An 18,316-nucleotide genomic window follows, 5' to 3' on the forward strand; every position below is an offset into this window, starting at 1 on the left:
CTTCCAGGAGGAAGCGACCTTTTGTTTGTTTTTAGCTTTTTAACTAAATTATTTTGCAGCTTTAGCAGCTTCAGCAGCTTTTTCAGCACCAGCTTTAACTTCGTGAGCAGCTTCTTTAGTTGCGTTAGCAGCAGCTTCAGTAGTTGCAGCAGCAGCGTTAGCAGCGTTAGTACCAGCAGCTTCAGTTGTAGCAGCAGCAGCGTTAGCAGTTGCAGCAGCAGCAGAATCTACAGTAGTTGCAGCTTGCTCAGTAGCAGCAGCAGCTTGCTCAGTAGCAGCAGCAGCTGAATCAGCAGTTGCAGTAGCGTCAGTGTTAGCTTCGTTGTTACCGCAAGATGCAGCGAATAAACCCATAGCGATAGCGAAAACGCCTAATTTTAATGATTTCATTTGTTTGTTTTTTAAAATTTTAAAATTGTGATTTTGAATATTAATGCGCAAAAGTAAAAAAGGTAACCCAACTTTCGAAAAATTTTTAAAAATATTTTTTGAACGGCTTTTTGGGTTACTTTTTGGCAATTTCAGCATTAAGTAAATGAATAGTATTAGTTAACTTAGCATACGTTTAAACAGGCCTGTACATGTTCCTGAATAGCCGAAAGGTAATTAGTATATATTCTAACATAGGCGGGAAGGCATCATTTACAGAATAAAAGAACAATTGCTGGTGAGTAAAACAAGTATTTATAGTGATAGCGAACTGATAGAAGGATTATCCCGCAACAACAGCCAGGCTATCCGGGAAATATACCGTTTGTATCAGTCTATGCTGACCAAATGGATCGTGACCAGGGGCGGTGCTGAAAATGATGCATATGATATCTTCCAGGAAGGATTAATGGTATTATATGAAAAGGCGCAAAAACCGGAATTTGCCCTTACCTGTAAATTAAGTACGTACTTATTTGCAGTATGTAAGCGGCTCTGGTTTAAAAAACTGGAGTCCTCCAGCCAGGTATCGTTCCTGCAGGAGATGGAAGATGAGGAAGACAATGATATGGAGGCGCAATACCATGACGATGTGTCCCACCACCTGGAGAAAGAGGTCAACTTCCAGCTACTGGAAAATGCAATGAGTCAGTTAGGTGAGCCTTGTAACGGATTGCTGAAAGCTTTCTACCTGGAGGAAAAGAACATGCAGGATATAGCAAAGCAATTTGGCTATACTAATGCAGAAAATGCCAAAACACAGAAGTACAAATGCCTGAACCGGCTGAAAAAACTATTTTTTTCGTCTAGAAAGACAACATAATATTTAAGAAGATGATTCATTTATTAAACATAGAGGAATGGGCTGAGCGATATAAGGACGGAGATCTCAGTACAGCTGAGATCAAAGCACTACATACTGCTCTGGATGAGGATAAGGTGTTAAATGCATCTTTTCAGCAGGCGCTGCAATTGCAGGTACTGCTGTCAGAAAAGAAATCGGCTGCGGCCATCCGCGAAAGCCTGAAACGTGCTGCTGCGGAACATAAAAAACTGGCTGCCGGCACTCCGGCTCCGGCTATGCAGATAAAAACATCGTTTTCTGCACGCTTACGCCGCTACTGGAAGCCCTTGTCTGCCGCTGCAGTCATCGCGCTGTTCTCGTCTCTGCTGACATATACCTTTACGAGAGATAACCGCCAGGATCAAAACCAATATACACAGTTACAGAAAGATATCGCGTCTCTGAAACATTCTCAGAACCAGATTATCAGCAATATGAACAAAAAAGGTAGCGGTACCCATATCGACTACCCGGGAGATTACAGCGGTTCCGGCTTTGCCATTACCAATGACGGACTGGTTGCAACCAATTATCATGTTGTGGAAGGTGCGGACTCTGTTTTTGTACAGTTGAATGATGGGAGTTATTACAGGGCCAATATCCTGACTGCCAATCCGCAATCTGATCTGGCTATCCTGAAAATTACGGATAAAGATTTTGTGTTCGGTAAAGCATTACCATATATGATCTCTAAAAATCCGTCTGCTTTAGGTCAAAAAATCTTCAGTATCGGCTACCCTCAGGACAATGTAGTATATAACGAAGGCTATATCAGCAGTGAGCACGGCTATAACGGAGATACAGCATCTTACCAGCTGGAGATTACGGCTAATCCGGGCCAGAGTGGTGCCCCTATCCTGGATAACAACGGGAATATAGTAGGTATCATTACCGGTAAGAAAACCAATACCAATGGTACAACCTATGCGGTGCATGCCAATGAATTGCTGGCTATGATCAATAACCTGAACAACCTGACCAAGGATCAGAAGATCAATCTGAATACCAAAAATCGCTTAAGCAGCAGCAGACCAGACCAGATCAAGGTACTGAGAGATTATGTCTGCGCCGTGAGGGTCTACAAATAATGATTACCAGGCCAGATCATCATCCGGCTTAGGTGTCTTGAAATTTTTACGGGAATCCATTTTTTCCAGTTGCCGCTCTACAATAAGGGCGGCAATTTTTTGTGCTATATTTTCATGGCCAAAGGCTTCTTTTATCTTCTCTTCTGCGACATCGAGCCGGTACAGCTTTGAAAAAAGCTCCTCTGTATTATGATCCAGCATATACTGCACTTTGCCTGACAACATATTGATGAAGTCCTCCAAAGTAATCTCCGGTATGCGCTCTAAATCGAATGCGTCCAATATTAGTTTATTGGACGCATTCCACTGTTCATTATTTTGTTGTTCCTGATTCATATTGTGCCCCTATTGGCCTGCAAAAGTAAAGGTCAGTTTCAGGCCGCCTTTTGTACTGCTAAGCGGGAAGGAGGTATTCACATAAGGTTTGCTTTGTCTCCTGTCGAAATAAAACTGTAGTTGCAGGTTATCATTAATGATATAATCTATCGTAGGTGTGATACCGATTACGTTCTGTCCCATTGTTGCACGGTTTTCATTTTGTGCCATATAGGTGTTAGAGGTAAGGTCATCGCGGTACGAGAAGTCAAACTTAATATTCAGATCATTCTTCAGTCGTTTGGTTCCGAAAAAGCTGAATGGCAATACCAGGCCGCGAATACGGTATCCTAATCCGACAATCCATTCGGTAGAGCGGGTCTCACTTACCTGGTAATCGATCAGGCTCAGACTCACAATTCGGGAACGGTTATAATCTACTCTTAAAGTAAGGTCATTTTTAAACGCAGCATTAAAGCCCATGAGTGGTCCGAATGTTTCGGTAATGGTCATATTCGGCACCTGGAAGAATGGTACGTAGTTATTGGAATTGGAATCAATAAATGATGGGAAACCTACTCCCAGCAAATCTCTGTAGTACAGGGAATTTGCAAAAGAGTTCATCATCATTTTGCCGGTATAGGAATGGTTCAGCGTGAAGGTGTTTAATATATCGCTCAGAGGCGCTACATTAGACAGCCCGGTATACGTCAGTTTCCAGTTCGGCATAGGGAAATAGAAACGGAACGGATTACTCTTCACATTATTATAATCATATACCAGCAATGGCACTGCTCTCGGATCTCTTCCTGAATAGGCCGCTATAAATGCCGGGATAAGTACATCCTGGGCAAAGCCGGTATACCCTTTGGCATAGTTAGGATTATTAGGATCTGCCGTACCATTTGTGTATGGATTCACATTACCCAGTCGCTGAGAAATGATCTCGCGGTTGGCCATAAAATCACGATAGGTACTGGAGAGTTCACCTGCTTTTCCATTCTGGAATAAGGTTTTCACCCCGATATAGGAAACGTTGAACGAACCGGTATAATAAGGGTTAAGGCGCTCATATTCTCCGCTCGCATCATTAAATTTATTAATCTCAGACTGGTTGCGGGTAAAGTTGCTGGACCAGTTCAGATCGATACGCAGATCCGGTACAGGCTCCAGTGCAGCACGCAGGCTATACGATTGAGTATACATCTGCTGGTACATACCATTGAACAAACTATCTGATGACAGGTTTCCTTTACGCATTTGCTCATCCAGCCAGTATCTTGAAGGCTGGTATCCGAATGCAAAATCCAGTCCGTTGGCATTATTGCGCATATTGGCACCCAGGTAGTTCGTACTGTCCATATAACCTGGCAGTATGGTACCCATGTTCTCTGTGTAGTCAAAATTGACGCGTTTCAGCATAGTAGCCAGTCGCACAAAGAATTTCTCACCATTGCTTACTTCCGGCAGGATGTTTTGTTTTGCTTTACGCCATGTAACCATCGCCTGTCTGTATCGCTGACGTTCTGCTTTACGCATTTTCTTCAGCTCTTGTCCAACCTGGGCCAGGCTCATACTATCGCTCCCTTTTACATCTTTTGCAGTAAAGGTTTTTCTTTCCGGTTTAGGCGGGATGCGACTTGTTTTCTTCTCTTTCTCATCTTTCTCCTGCTGTCCATCTTTAGGTAACTTACCTCCCGGTCCGCCGGTAGGAGAGAAACGCTCCATGGAGCCTGCAGAACTAACGCTGTTTTTATCTTTATCTTTAAAGGCATTAGTCTTTGCATTTTTCAGCACACCGTTAGTCGGACGGTTAATGGCTTTCAGGTATCGGTTTTTATTATACAGCTGACTGAAGTTCAGTTCTCCGGTTATTTGTTTCAGCTGGGTATTGGTAATTACATTACCCTGACTGCGTGCGAGCAGTGATGCAGCTGTCCAGTCATAGGTAGCATTATATACAACATTCGCAGTAGTCCAGTCCAGGAACGGGAACTTCTTGGTCGGAATGGTATAGGTTACATCGAATTTCTGACTGAAATAAGTGTTACGACCGAAGTCCAGCAGCCTGTCATAAAGACTATCTCTTTTGGATGCTGTATTGATTCTGCCATATGGCTCATCAATACGCGAGATATTTGTTGCCTGGTAATTTACAGACAGCGAACGGGTCAGATCCCATTGCATATTGTAATTACGGTTCCAGACAAAGTTTTTATAATAATATGCCGGCATTTCATATCCAGCCGCATCTACGTCTCTCAGGATCGTCTCGGTGAAGGTACGTTCCAGGTTGTTGCGGAAAGAGAATGTCTTTGGCAGATAATTAATATTAAAGTCCTTGATAAAGGTCAGCCAGGGAGATTTGGATTTGATCCTTTTCTTAAATGGCTCAAATGGTTTAGTAGTTACACTATAGGTATAGCCTAATGCCAGTTTCTGATCGGTATAGTCATTGCCCTGGATCAGGGAATTACGGCTGAATTGTCGCAGGTATGAGTAGCTCAGATCAAAGTTCTGTGCACTCCATGGCATAATCTTTTTCTGTTTAGAAGGATTACCCAAAATACGCATGTTGTTGATATTAAAGCTGGTAATCGCATTAAAATCCTGCGCTGCCTGCAATACCGCTTTACGCTCTGCACCGGTCAGCCCACGCATCTTGTCGGTCAGCGTAATGTCCACATCATAAGGGTCATACTCCGGATTGCTCACAGACTGATTATAACCAACAAACACCGGTAATTGCACACCCCAGTTTTTAGGCATGATCTTACCCAGGTTCAGGTTGGCATTACCCTGATACTGGTAATAGTTATCTCTCGAACGGTCATTTACCCTCTGGTCTATACTACCATAGCCCTGTGTATGCATGGTACCGGCAACATTGACCGTACCAAAGTCGGCCAGTTGTACATTGACCTGCCCTGATGCTGCATAGGCAGCTTTTTCATCCAGGCCCACATTTCTCAATTCATCGAACCATACTTCGGTACATTTAGGCAGTCCGTCATCGGCTGGTGTTTGCGGAGTCTTTTTCGGGTTCAGTACACCCAGCATAATATTTTTCACCTCCCCTATGTTCGGGTTACCGATGATGCGGATCATACGGCCATTACGGTCTGTTCCGTCATACAGGTTGGCAACCGGGAAGTTATCTTTATTTCTTTTTGATTTCAGGTCTACAAGATCCTGCAATACAATACGAAGGTTATTCTGCTCCGGCCAAACGGTTTCGGCTGTCTGGGTGCCATCGGGGCTGGTAATCTTCAGTGGTACCTGGTATTCGTAATAGTTACGTACAAAGTCAGAACCAATACGGATATAGGCTACCAGGTCACCGTCATTTACCGGAGACTGATCGGGAACTGATTCTGCGTGAATGAACATTTTCAGTTCTTTATATTGACGCATGTCTGTTCCTACTTCTTTAAATACGGCACGGGAATCGCCATCTTTAAGATTACAGATTTGCACGGAAAGTGATTGCTCATCGGCATTGAACTGCTGACCGGTTGTGGCTACCTGTTGCTGTTTCAGGATACCAGGAGGCATCACATATCTAACCGGCTTTCTGGAGCTATTCTGATCCACACTTACAGTCGTGAGACCGAAAGGCGTACCCAGGATATCGTCTTCAGTCAGGGGTTCTCCCGGATTAACCAGAGAGAAATTGTATTTTCTCCAGATACTTCTGTCTAACTGTAATTGTGCAAAACGCATCACCACGCTATCTTCGAAGCCATTCAGGAACATTCTGATGAAACGGATAGAACGGAAATCGCTGATACCGCCCACTTTGGCAGAGAATCTTCTGATCGGAATTTTAAACTGATACCAGGTATTATCTGTAATTCTGCCATCTGGCAGCTTAATACCTGTTGCTACTGTTTTATCTACCAGGAATTCGGTAACCCCAACCTGCATGTTCGGTTCTATCTTTACACGATACTGATAGTAGGCCTCTGTTTCGTTCAGAGAGTTATCTCTGTTGATGTCTTCTGACTCAGGAATAGAACTACCCGCAGTTTCTGTTGCATTGGTTCCGGAAAGAATAGGCGCATTACCATGAGGGTTATTGAAATAACGATAACGCTGCAGAATTGTTCCATTTGAGGCATCATAACTTCCATCGTAAAAATGCTTGAAGTCATCTGAAGCAGGGTCCAGTGCTAATTTCTGATATGCAGGTGACGTTTCTCCTAACAGCGTTTTCATCTGGCCCAGGAAGGTATTGAAGAATGTCTGCTCATCTGCATTATCCATCTCATCATATCCCACATCCTGCACGGCTCTCGCCCCCTCCTGCTGATCAAATGCACGCACCAGCTGCTGCTGGAATTTAGGCACTTTACCCCATACGGTCTGATCCATTTTAGTAGGATCGACAGGATATGGCACACCGTTTTCAAAAGAAAGACGGGAATCTTTCAGTACATCTTCCGATACATTACCCAGGTTGAAGTAAAGGTAACCACCTCTGCTGTTCTGTTTGTACATATACGGATCCAGTACCCAGAAGGTAATGTACTCTACATTGCTTTGTTCGAAATCACTTTGCTCAATTGCTCTCTGAATACCTCCCCAGCGGGCTGTCGGATTCAGCAGATTACCGGTAGCAGGGTCAACGTTAGTAGGATCGAAGTTGTACGGACCACGCACTTTAGGGTTAAAGTTCAGATCGAAAGTTGATTGTACACTTTGTGTAGTGATCACTGATTTTTTAGGAAATACCTCTGCCTGAGGAACCTGTCTCCAGTAATCCTGCAGGGTGGTATCATTACGCACACTTTGCGGTACGGATGTTCCTCCACCATTAAGTGTTGGTTCGATATTATACCAGGCCAGGTTAGCCCTGTTATAGCCTATACGCAGATCATTGGACATGCTGGCTTCAGGAAATAATATATTATTTGCCGGTCCTGTTGCTTCAAACGGAATGCTGGAAAGTGTCCAGTTATTGATCGGGTAGCGCAGGTCATAAGAAGTTGCGGCCCCTTCAAAGTCATCTACGAAAACCGTACCACCTTCATCTCCGGCAATACCGTTGATAAACTTGGAGTGGCCGGGCAGGATACCTGCAACCTCAGCACTGGCTGAGATTAAGGATGGTGCTGAAGTACTGTAGAATGGTAATATTTTGTCCAATGCCCTGGTTAAACCCGGCATTTCGGACTGGTAGTTCATATCCGCACCCAGTACAGTATTCTTAATAGGGTCATAACCACTGATTACCTTTTGGGTATACGGGCGTTCTGTGAGGCGCATGTACGTTGCCCCCAGGGTAAGTTTATCATTGGCATAATAATCCAGGCGGGTACCCATAAAATTCTGCATGGTCTGTCCGAAAGCCGCATTGTCTTCATAGGCAATGTTGATCGGCACACCTGAATTCAGGATACCGGTATTCAGGATTTTCACCACACCCATACTATAGTCTACCTGGAAATCGGTGCCTTCCTGTAATTTTTGTCCGCCGGCTGTTACGGTAACAGAACCTTGCGGAATATTGAACCCATTAAGGCGTATTTCGGCTCCGCCACCTGTACTCTGGTATTCACCCGTAATCAGGAAACGGTTATTTTGCTGCTGTTGTAAGGCAACTGTCTTGGTAGAATCGTACAGAATCTGATACAGGTACTTTTGTTCCAGGTTAGGGTCATTGCCCAAAGCGGGTTTCAGATCATTACCAAATGGTTGCAGTACGGGGAATATTACTTTACCCTGTTGTGCATTAATGGTAATCCCATCTACATAATCAAACACCCCATCTGGTCCGGGATCGTTTTGTGCATTGAGGCGATCCAGATTCAGCAGACTGATCAATGGTACACCTGCCTGAGGCCCTTCGGGCAGGAAGCGTTTATTACCACCACCCGGATCTTCGTACACTACATTCAGGCGGAATTTATCTTTACTGATATTAATTCCCTGTAAGGCATACACATTCTTCATCATCAGGTTCCAGATCGGCAGCTTTACACGAGCCGAGGTCCCTTTCAGTAATTTAAGGAATATTACTTTCTGCGATGCTGAGTCAGGAGGAAGGTCTTCAGAGAACTCCCCTACCTGGTGTGTTACACCATTATAAGTATAGCGGTATGCTACCCCTACCACATCATCGGGATTGGGTGTGGTATTGATAGAGATATATCCTAACTGAGGTTGAAAAGTGAATTCGTTGGTATTCAGTTTACGTAAAGTAACACGCTGAAACTCCTCTCCTTCTTTTAAGCCCATACTGATCGCTCCCTGCGTAGCGGAACTCTGTGTTCTTACAAGTGGGTTCTGTTGCAGGTTGAGGTATAGCGCATTGGCATTGTTATCCGGAAGCGCATTTGTAGCTCCGTTGATCAGGCTGGTGTTGTAGGGATTAGCCTCTCCCAGATCCATAAAGGTCAGGGCATCACGGATACCTTGCGTACTTCCGGTACGATTGGTAATCCACACCTCCACTTTAGAAATTACGGCCTGGGAATTGATGATCGGGAAATTGGCCAGTGCCCGGTCATAATTATTATAGAAATGCTGTGCCAGGAGGAAGTGCTTGTTTTCCTCATAGTCATAAGCTTTTACTTCAAAATTAGTTGTTTGCGCCCCACCCTTTACGGTCATGCTGCGGCGCTGAGATTTTTGCTGCGATACTACCCCGGTTACCCACAGTTTACCGAACTGGAGTTGTGCTTTGGCTCCAAAAAGGGAAGATACGCCGGATATAAGGCTGCTGCGGAGCGGGAAGCTCACATTACCTAACTCTACTTTTTTGATGATCTCATCATCCTTACCGGTATACTCCAGCTTACGCATTTCCTGCATATCGCCAAAGTTTGATAAGGTATTGTTGCTGATATTCAGCTTCATTTTATCTCCGATCTTGGCCACCAGCTGCACATTCATCTGCATGTCAAAATCGGGAACGGTATATTTCTGAGAACGTTTAGGAATATTTGGGTTCCGCAGATTCTGGGAATAAAACCCTGCCAGTACCGTCAGGTTACCCTGTGGTTTAATATCTAATTTGGTATTACCGAACAGGCGGTCAAACACCCCATCTTTGTATAATACAGGAAGATCGGGCTTTTTGTCAAACATATTCAATGCAGCTAAACGCTCACTGAAATAGTCATTTTCATCTTTGCGGGTCTGGTATTTATAATACTCATTAAAATCCATTACATATGGATTCTTCACTTCTTCCCCGCCTATTTTTTCTGTAAAGATATATTTGTTGGAATCCGGATCGAAGGTCACTTCCTTTGTCATGTTCTTCGGATCCTGCAGCTCAAAATAATGTCTGCCCGAAGTATCCGGACCGGCATGTTTTTTTTCCGGTATCGGGAACTTCAGGGTATCACCCGGCATAGCTTCTTCCTGCTCGTCCGTATCAGTCAGCTCATCGGCTGTACTCATAGGGTCAAGGCCACCGGTTGCCACTTGTACCGCCAGCAGACTGACGGCAACAAATGCCAGTATTTTCCCACCAAATGCTATTTTCTTATTCCGCTCCAAATTCGATGCTCAATTATTATACAAGTGTCAATAATATTATAAATTTTTAAGTGCCGTTTTAATCAAGGCTTCTACCGAATGTCCTGCATCCAGCATAGGTTTTGATTTTTTAATGGCGGCCTCTGCCCCGGCTTTCGGGATGCCCAGACCTAAAAGGGCATTCAGTGCTTCCAGTTCTACCACATCATGGCTGCTGGCAGATGGTTCTCCGGCCTCCGGCAGGTCAGCAGCCAGCTTACCTCTTAATTCGAGGATAATCCGTTGTGCTGTTTTGGCTCCTATGCCTTTTACCTTTTCCAGGGCTTTACTATCACCATTCATGATGATCCTGGACAAATCATTAGCTGTAAGTGAAGAAAGGAGAATTCTCGAGGTTGCTGCCCCGACACCTGATACGCCTAAGAGCTTTTGAAATGCTTCTTTCTCTCTCATGCTGGCAAAGCCATACAGTACCCAGGCGTCTTCTCTTACCTGCAGATGGGTAAAGAGTTTTGCACGCTCCCGGCCCTTTATTTCTTCATAGGTATTTAAAGTAATATGCACCTCATAGCCCAATCCGTTAATATCCACATAAGTCTGTGAGGGGCTTACTTCTACCAGTTTTCCTTCCAAATATCCGATCATGTATCTTATATAAGCTTATATCACTATATCCAAACGAAAAAACGCTGTTAAAAAGTACAGCGTTTCTTAATTATTTCTCAATTCAATACTATATATTCAGTATCTTATCTCCACCAAGGTGAGTTCCTTTTATTGATCTTCCAGAAGAAGTTCAGGGAAATGGTTGAGTACATATCCTTGTTCTTAGGATCTCCTCTGTACTGACCAGCTGTGTGCTTGGTTCCCGGAGCTAATTCAAATGATTTATCTGCCATTTTCTTAGCCATGTCAGCTTTCACATTATCGCCCAGATAGGCAATGTCAAAACGAAGTGGATCAATGTACTGTCCGCTAACATCATCCAGGTAATCTGTAAAGGTATAACGAGTTACATATTCCAGACCCAGTCCCAGTCCACGGCCCATATCTACACGGAATCCGATACCTGCAGGAATGATAATGGAGTATTGGTTATAATTAACCGGATAGCCTGCTTTATCGAAATTCTGGCCTTCTGTATGCAGCGGGCGCAGATCTACCCATTCTTTATAATCAGTTTCGTAATTCTTTGTATAAGAACCTCTTGGATTGAAGTACATACCGCCCACACCCACCATCAGGTAAGGCTGGAATCTTGAATGTGCCAGACGGCTGTATTCCCAGTTTGTAAACAATTCCATCGGGCTGATCTCAACCATTAATGAAGATTCCCAAACAGTGGTTTTTACATCCAGGTTACGGTAATAACGCTGTACATAATCATCCGAAAAAGAGGCAGCACCCTGAGCACCGGTCTTATTCCAGACATCATTGGCGTATAAAGTACCGTTAGCAATACTTAAGCGGAAGGACAAACCCGGAAGATGTGTATAACGGCCGTAAATACCACCCATCATTTTCACATTTTTCCAGTAATCTGAATTACCATAGTGATCAATCGGCGATTTAGTACCTACATCCGCCCACATATCAGACATTCCTAAATTTATTCCTAAAGAAAATCCACGCTGATCAATATACTTAATATCGGGTTGTAACCAATCACGTTTTGTTTTCTGTGCGCTAGTTGAATTCACCCACAACAAACCCGTGGCCAAAACACCAATATTAATTGTCCTACGTAATAAATTCCGCATAGTTGGCTATTTATTTTGAGCTATGAAAGTATAATAATTTTGTCAGAATTGAAAGAAAATCCTAAAATTCTTCTAAAAAAGCCTAAATATCTAAATTATATATTTAAAATGCAAACTTTGGCTGATTATATTTCAGCTTTAATATGCAGTAAATCATTGCTGTGCTTCACTATAGCTTCATATAAGGCCGCATCTTTTGTCAGTGAATGACCATAAGAAGGGATCATTTCTTTCATACGTTCTGCCCAGCCTTTTTTCATTTCTTCTGGGAAACAGCGCTCAATCAGCTGAATCATAATCGGTACTGCAGTCGAGGCACCCGGAGATGCACCAAGCAATCCGGAAATACTACCATCTGCAGCAGTAATTACCTCTGTACCAAACTGTAAAACGCCACCCTTGTCTTTATCTTTCTTAATCACCTGTACACGCTGGCCGGCAATCTCCAGTGCCCAATCTTCAGATTTGGCATTCGGAAAATACTCTCTTAATGCTTCCAGTCTGTCGGCAGGTTTCTGCATCACCTGCGCAATGAGGTATTTTGTCAATGGTACATTTGCCAGACCGGCTCTTACCATCGGGTAGATGTTATTACCTTTTATAGAGCAGGGCAGATCCCAGAATGAACCTTGTTTAAGAAACTTGGTAGAGAAACCGGCGTATGGTCCAAACAATAACTCTTGTTTGCCATTAATCATACGGGTATCCAGGTGCGGAACGGACATTGGAGGTGCTCCAACCGCAGCCTTACCATATACTTTTGCCTTATGACGGGCTATGATCTCAGGATTGGTACAACGAAGCCACTGTCCGCTCACCGGAAAACCGCCGAAGCCTTTCCCTTCCGGTATGCCTGATTTCTGGATCAGGGTCAGTGCACGGCCACCCGCGCCTACAAATACAAATTTTGCATTTACGCGGAATGTATTGCCGGTATTGATATCTGCAACTTTAACGTTCCAGCTCTGATCGGCATTACGGGAGAGGTTTTTCACCTCATGATGGTAATGCAGATTTACGGCAGGGTCGTTAGCAATAGAATCGAATAATAAGGTAGATAATTTACCAAAATTCACATCAGTGCCGGTCGCTACTCTTGTAGCGGCTACAGATTCACCTGCATCACGGCCTTCCATGATCAATGGTGCCCATTGCTCGATCTGCCCCTTGTCTTCACTGTATTCCATAGAAGCAAAAGCGTGATGCCCTTTCAGTAAATCAAATCTCTTTTTCAGGTAAGACACATTCTTATCTCCGATAACGAAGCTCATATGTGGTGTTTGCGCCAGGAAAGATTCCGGATCGCTGATCTTGCCTTTTTCCAGCAAGTATGCCCAGAACTGTTTTGATAACTCAAACTGTTCATTTATCGCAAAGGCTTTGCTGGCATCCACATCCCCGTTTGCTTTCTCCGGGGTATAGTTCAATTCACACAGGGCCGCATGACCAGTACCCGCATTATTCCACGCATCAGAACTTTCGGCAGCAATTTCTCCCAGTCGTTCATAAATAGCTATAGAGGCATTTGGTTGTAATATCTTTAGCATTGCGCCTAAAGTGGCACTCATGATTCCTGCTCCAATTAGCACAATATCATACGAAGCATCGCTTCCGGAATGAGACATATCTAAACTTTTAAGTTTCGCAAAGTTAAACCTTGAATGCTAAAAAATCAATATGAAATTTCATAAATTTACATTCGTCGTTAAATAGTAAGGGTGCCTCTGCAGAGGCACCCTTACTATTTAATCATTTTATCCTATAAAATATATTTGTCTTATGCGGTCATCGCAGCTTTTTTAGCAGCGAGCTTTTCAGAATGGGCTGTTGCCGCATCCCGCACCCAGGCGCCATTGTCCCAGGCATTTTTACGTGCAGCCAGGCGCTCTTTATTACAAGGGCCATTACCTTTCACTACATTCCAGAACTCATCCCAGTTGATGGTACCGAAATCATAGTGACCACGCTCTTCGTTCCATTTCAGGTCTTTATCCGGAATGGTCAGGCCCAGAATATTAGCCTGCTCTACCGTTACATCGATAAATTTCTGACGCAGATCATCGTTGCTAAAACGCTTGATCTTCCATTTCATACTCTGGATCGAGTTTGGACTAGCATCATCGTTAGGTCCGAACATCATAATAGCCGGCCACCAGAAGCGGTTCAGCGCATCTTGTGCCATTTTTTTCTGTATAGCGGTACCATTTGCAAGAGTGAGCATGATCTCATAGCCCTGACGCTGGTGGAAACTTTCTTCTTTGCATACACGAATCATTGCACGGCTGTAAGGACCGTATGAACAACGGCACAAAGGCACCTGGTTCATAATAGCGGCACCATCTACCAGCCAGCCAATCGCTCCCATATCGGCCCAGGTAAGGGTCGGATAGTTGAAGATGGAGGAGTATTTAGCGGTACCATCATGCAATTGATCCAGCATCTGATCGCGGGATATACCCAGCGTCTCTGCGGCACTGTATAAATACAAACCATGACCTGCCTCATCCTGCACCTTGGCCAGCAATACTGCTTTTCTTCTTAACGAAGGGGCACGAGTGATCCAGTTGCCTTCCGGCAGCATACCTACGATTTCACTGTGTGCATGCTGAGATATCTGACGCACCAGCGTTTTACGATATTGCTCCGGCATCCAGTCTTTCGGCTCGATTCTTAATTCGTTGTCTATTTTTTGCTGAAACAGCGATTCTTGTTGTTCGTTTGTCATAAAACCTTAGTTAGATGATCTGTTATAACACAGACTACAAAGATACTTATTTTTACCTAATATTACTTAACGATTAGCATAATAGGTCTCATAGAGATCAAAAGCCATCTGTCTGACCAGTTGTAAACTGTCATTAAATACAAATACATTTACCCCGCGGCTTAGGTGCTTCATATTCTTTTCTTTACCCGGATAAATGAAAAAAAGAGAAACAGTCGTTTCTCTTTTTTATTTAATGCTTTTCCTGTAATTTATCTACCACGACCAAATACTTTCGGACATCTGGATTGTAAATATCTTTTTGCATTACCGAAGGCGTCGAAGTATACGGCGGCAGTAATTCCTGCAGTCCAGTACCAGTCATTGCCTTTAAAGTCTCCACGCTGGAATCTGTAGTTAGGATAGTTACCATCCCAACCGGCAGCTGTATTACCTCTATAGCTCATTTCAACTGCTTTAGATCCTTTGTATTTATTTAAGGTATCCAGGTTGATATAACTACGGCTTACATCATCAATATAATCTGTAGAAGTATATCTCAGACCAACCTCTGCACCCAGCATGATGGTCTTACCGATAAAGAACTTAACACCACCACCAATCGGGAATGCCGCATTGATCAAAGGATAAGCCTTACGATCTGGATATTGCGCCAATCCCTGGCCTTCTGTGCTCAGGTCTCTTAAATTATGTTTTTCACCTTTGCTGTCATAGGCAAAAGGATTGCTGTAAAATGCACCAACACCGGCAAATATGTAAGGGCTGATCTTCAGACGATCTACATCTACCGCCAGAAAGTTTACTTCAATAGCTCCGTAGACCTCGCCTACATTATTACTGAAGCTCAGGTTTCTTCTTTCATATGTTTTGTTCAGTGATAAACTGTCTGCTGCCGTAAGTCTGATGTAATTGGCACCGAAACGAAAACCTACCCTGGGAGAAACAAAGTATTTGTACAGGAGACCAACTGAAGGTTGCATCATTTTATTATTATCCGGAATGACATTGGGCTGTAAATCTCCGTAAAACGAGCTAACGCCAGCGGTCAAACCGATCTCATGGTGCTTTTGTGCAAATGCCAGAACCGGTAAGGCGACGAGTGCGGAAAGTATAATTTTTTTCATCAGAATTATTTTCTCGATTATTCAATGCAAGTGTGGTGTTACCACAGCTTTAACAATCCAAGTTACAAATATAATTTTTAGAATTGAAAAACAAAACTATTCGGCAAAATAAATCCGGCCTGCCTTTGGCTTATATATAATAGTGCACCAGATAATCCGGCAAGAGACAAATCACCATCAATTCAGCCGTTTTTTTACCCGTATAATCTTAACAGCCTGTTATTCAGCATGAAATATAAACAAATCAAATAATCATAATTAATTAATAATCAATAACTTGAATATATTTTTAATTTTTTTTAACTAAAACAAGGCATTTTTTAAGGAATACCGTCTTACCTTTGCCCCGAACCAAATGTTTATGTGTACATGATTTTGAGGAAATTAATTTGTTCGCTACTCGCCATTATATCAATCAGTGTCATTACTTCTGACCTGAAAGCGCAAGGTAACGGAGCAAAGGAGAAAACAGGAAAAGCAAGCTATTATCATCCAAAGTTTATAGGTCGTAAGACTGCAACCGGAGAAATATTCAGTAATAATAAATATACTGCTGCCTGCAATCAATATCCTTTAGGTACATATCTGAAAGTAACCAATACAAAGAACGGACGAATAGTGTACGTAAAAGTTAATGACCGAATCGGACATCCGCAACGTATAATCGACTTAACACACAGAGCAGCGGCTGACCTGAACTATGTAAATAGCGGACTGGCCAATGTAACCATCGAGGCGGTAAGCCCCGACGAAGGAAAAAGAAGAATTTTCGCACAAACTACAGGTGATATGGTTGACGACAACACATTGTAATCACACTGTAAAAAATTATCTAAAAACTGCTTTTGTAATAAAGCAGTTTTTTTATTTATATATGAAAAGGATACTTTTATAACTATTTCTTAGATTATAAACATTCTTCAATGTATCTTTGCAGTTCAACTTTTAAAACAAAAAACACCCTCTGGAAGGGGATTTGTGAAAATCAGATTTGTGATGGAAAATAATACAGATACGGAATTTCTGGAATCGCTGGCGGATAAGGAATATGAGCATGGATTTGTGACCAACATTGAGATGGACATTTTGCCTCCGGGCCTTAACGAAGATACCATCCGCTTTATTTCTGCAAAGAAAAACGAGCCGCAATGGATGCTGGAATGGCGCCTGAAGGCTTATAACGCTTTCCTGAAAATGGAGTTACCAACCTGGCAGAACTTTAAAATGCCGGAAATGAATTTTCAGGGTATTTCTTACTACGCTGCTCCCAAGAATACACCAAAATATAACAGCCTGGACGAGGTAGATCCGGAACTGCTGGCTACTTTCGAGAAGCTGGGCATCCCGCTGAACGAGCGTAAAAAACTCTTAGGTGTAAAAGACGATGAGGCTGATGTAATTACTGACGAGGACGGAAACGTTTCTGAAAGACCATTAGTGGCTATAGATGCGGTTTTTGACTCTGTATCAGTTGCAACTACTTATAAAGAAGAACTGAAAAAACACGGTATCATCTTCTGCTCTATTTCCGAAGCTATTCAGGATCATCCTGAGCTGGTTAAGGAATATATCGGATCGGTTGTACCGCAGACAGATAATATTTTTGCGGCGCTGAACTCTGCCGTATTCTCAGACGGATCATTTGTATACATTCCTAAAGGTGTTCGTTGCCCTATGGAACTGTCTACTTATTTCCGTATCAATGCTGAAAATACCGGCCAGTTTGAGCGTACCCTGATTATTGCCGACGAGGGCGCTTATGTAAGCTACCTGGAAGGCTGTACTGCTCCTCAGCGTGATGAGCATCAGTTGCATGCCGCTATCGTAGAGATCGTTGCGCATAAAGATGCTGAAGTAAAATACAGTACAGTACAAAACTGGTACCCTGGCGATAAAGATGGCCTGGGTGGTGTATACAACTTCGTAACCAAAAGAGGGATCTGTAAAGGAGCCAATTCTATCATCTCCTGGACACAGGTAGAGACCGGTAGTGCTATTACCTGGAAATACCCTAGCGTAATCCTGCAAGGTGATAACAGTTATGGTGAATTCTATAGTGTAGCGGTGGCTAAAGGCAAGCAGATTGCCGATACCGGTACCAAAATGATCCATATCGGTAAGAATACCCGTAGCCGCATTATCTCCAAAGGTATCTCTGCCGGTAACGGTCAGAACTCATACCGCGGACTGGTAAGCATCGGTGCTAAGGCCGATAATGCACGTAATTTTACCCAGTGTGATTCTATGCTGATCGGTGACCGTTGCGGTGCACATACTTTCCCGTATATCGATGCTAAAAACCCTACTGCAACCCTGGAGCATGAAGCAACTACTTCTAAAATCGGTGAAGATCAGATCTTTTATCTGAATGCAAGAGGTATCGATACCGAAAAAGCGGTAGAGATGATTGTAAACGGTTTTGCAAAAGAGGTACTGAACAAATTACCGATGGAGTTTGCCGTAGAAGCACAGAAACTGCTGGCAGTATCGCTGGAAGGTAGTGTGGGTTAATACTGGTTTTATCATTCAATTCAACATTTAAA

At 43.2% G+C, this 18,316-nt stretch carries 11 protein-coding genes and 1 pseudogene; 4 read left to right on the top strand and 8 right to left on the bottom strand.

The features are described 5' to 3' along the window. Window positions 1-48: 48 nt before the first annotated feature. Window positions 49-528, bottom strand: a complete 480-nt coding sequence (locus tag EMP01_RS15590) for a hypothetical protein (protein WP_202615978.1) — start codon at window positions 526-528, stop codon at window positions 49-51. Window positions 529-667: 139 nt separating this feature from the next. On the opposite strand from EMP01_RS15590, the gene EMP01_RS02810 reads away from it, so the two are divergent. After that, on the top strand, window positions 668-1,252 hold the full coding sequence (locus EMP01_RS02810) for an RNA polymerase sigma factor (protein ID WP_237559454.1): 585 nt from the start codon (window positions 668-670) through the stop codon (window positions 1,250-1,252). An 11-nt stretch (window positions 1,253-1,263) separates the two neighbouring features. Next, window positions 1,264-2,361, top strand: coding sequence for a S1C family serine protease (locus EMP01_RS02815; RefSeq protein ID WP_129019966.1), 1,098 nt, complete (start codon window positions 1,264-1,266; stop codon window positions 2,359-2,361). Between the two features lie 3 nt (window positions 2,362-2,364). On the opposite strand, the gene EMP01_RS02820 is transcribed toward EMP01_RS02815, so the two are convergent. The 7 genes and pseudogenes from EMP01_RS02820 to porG all read right to left on the bottom strand — a co-directional run bounded on the left by EMP01_RS02820 (window position 2,365) and on the right by porG (window position 15,773). Continuing rightward, window positions 2,365-2,697: a hypothetical protein gene (locus EMP01_RS02820; RefSeq protein WP_129019967.1), complete on the bottom strand. Its 333-nt coding sequence runs from the start codon at window positions 2,695-2,697 to the stop codon at window positions 2,365-2,367. Between the two features lie 9 nt (window positions 2,698-2,706). Next, complete coding sequence (sov, locus tag EMP01_RS02825) at window positions 2,707-10,185, bottom strand: T9SS outer membrane translocon Sov/SprA (RefSeq protein WP_129019968.1); 7,479 nt, start codon at window positions 10,183-10,185, stop codon at window positions 2,707-2,709. A 36-nt stretch (window positions 10,186-10,221) separates the two neighbouring features. Then, a complete protein-coding gene (ruvA, locus tag EMP01_RS02830) occupies window positions 10,222-10,809 on the bottom strand; it encodes a Holliday junction branch migration protein RuvA (protein ID WP_129019969.1) in 588 nt (195 codons plus the stop codon). A 104-nt stretch (window positions 10,810-10,913) separates the two neighbouring features. Next, window positions 10,914-11,765, bottom strand: coding sequence for a hypothetical protein (locus EMP01_RS02835; RefSeq protein ID WP_129019970.1), 852 nt, complete (start codon window positions 11,763-11,765; stop codon window positions 10,914-10,916). Between the two features lie 284 nt (window positions 11,766-12,049). After that, window positions 12,050-13,555: pseudogene (locus EMP01_RS02840) on the bottom strand (malate:quinone oxidoreductase); the annotation flags it as partial. Window positions 13,556-13,701: 146 nt separating this feature from the next. Then, the gene (gene paaA, locus EMP01_RS02845) at window positions 13,702-14,649 is read right to left on the bottom strand and encodes a 1,2-phenylacetyl-CoA epoxidase subunit PaaA (RefSeq protein ID WP_129019972.1); all 948 of its coding nucleotides are present in this window, start codon (window positions 14,647-14,649) and stop codon (window positions 13,702-13,704) included. A 251-nt stretch (window positions 14,650-14,900) separates the two neighbouring features. Then, window positions 14,901-15,773: a type IX secretion system protein PorG gene (gene porG / locus EMP01_RS02850; RefSeq protein ID WP_129019973.1), complete on the bottom strand. Its 873-nt coding sequence runs from the start codon at window positions 15,771-15,773 to the stop codon at window positions 14,901-14,903. A gap of 375 nt (window positions 15,774-16,148) precedes the next feature. Here porG and EMP01_RS02855 point away from each other — a divergent pair, with 375 nt between their 5' ends. Beyond that, window positions 16,149-16,586: a septal ring lytic transglycosylase RlpA family protein gene (locus EMP01_RS02855; RefSeq protein WP_161971196.1), complete on the top strand. Its 438-nt coding sequence runs from the start codon at window positions 16,149-16,151 to the stop codon at window positions 16,584-16,586. 183 nt (window positions 16,587-16,769) lie between these two features. Further along, window positions 16,770-18,284 carry a Fe-S cluster assembly protein SufB gene (gene sufB / locus EMP01_RS02860; RefSeq protein ID WP_129019975.1) on the top strand — a complete coding sequence of 505 codons (1,515 nt, stop codon included), beginning with the start codon at window positions 16,770-16,772 and terminating at the stop codon, window positions 18,282-18,284. The last annotated feature ends 32 nt before the right edge of the window (window positions 18,285-18,316 follow it).

Source organism: Edaphocola flava, from assembly GCF_004118155.1.
GTDB classification, from domain to species: domain Bacteria; phylum Bacteroidota; class Bacteroidia; order Chitinophagales; family Chitinophagaceae; genus Edaphocola; species Edaphocola flava.

Bases quoted from the DNA above. Each gene is read 5' to 3' on its own strand.
- ruvA (WP_129019969.1), bottom strand. From the start codon at position 10,809: ATGATCGGATATTTGGAAGGAAAACTGGTAGAAGTAAGCCCCTCACAG.
- paaA (WP_129019972.1), bottom strand. From the start codon at position 14,649: ATGACAAACGAACAACAAGAATCGCTGTTTCAGCAAAAAATAGACAAC.
- sufB (WP_129019975.1), top strand. From the start codon at position 16,770: ATGGAAAATAATACAGATACGGAATTTCTGGAATCGCTGGCGGATAAG.
- EMP01_RS02820 (WP_129019967.1), bottom strand. From the start codon at position 2,697: ATGAATCAGGAACAACAAAATAATGAACAGTGGAATGCGTCCAATAAA.
- EMP01_RS02835 (WP_129019970.1), bottom strand. From the start codon at position 11,765: ATGTCTGATATGTGGGCGGATGTAGGTACTAAATCGCCGATTGATCAC.
- EMP01_RS15590 (WP_202615978.1), bottom strand. From the start codon at position 528: ATGCTGAAATTGCCAAAAAGTAACCCAAAAAGCCGTTCAAAAAATATT.
- porG (WP_129019973.1), bottom strand. From the start codon at position 15,773: ATGAAAAAAATTATACTTTCCGCACTCGTCGCCTTACCGGTTCTGGCA.
- EMP01_RS02815 (WP_129019966.1), top strand. From the start codon at position 1,264: ATGATTCATTTATTAAACATAGAGGAATGGGCTGAGCGATATAAGGAC.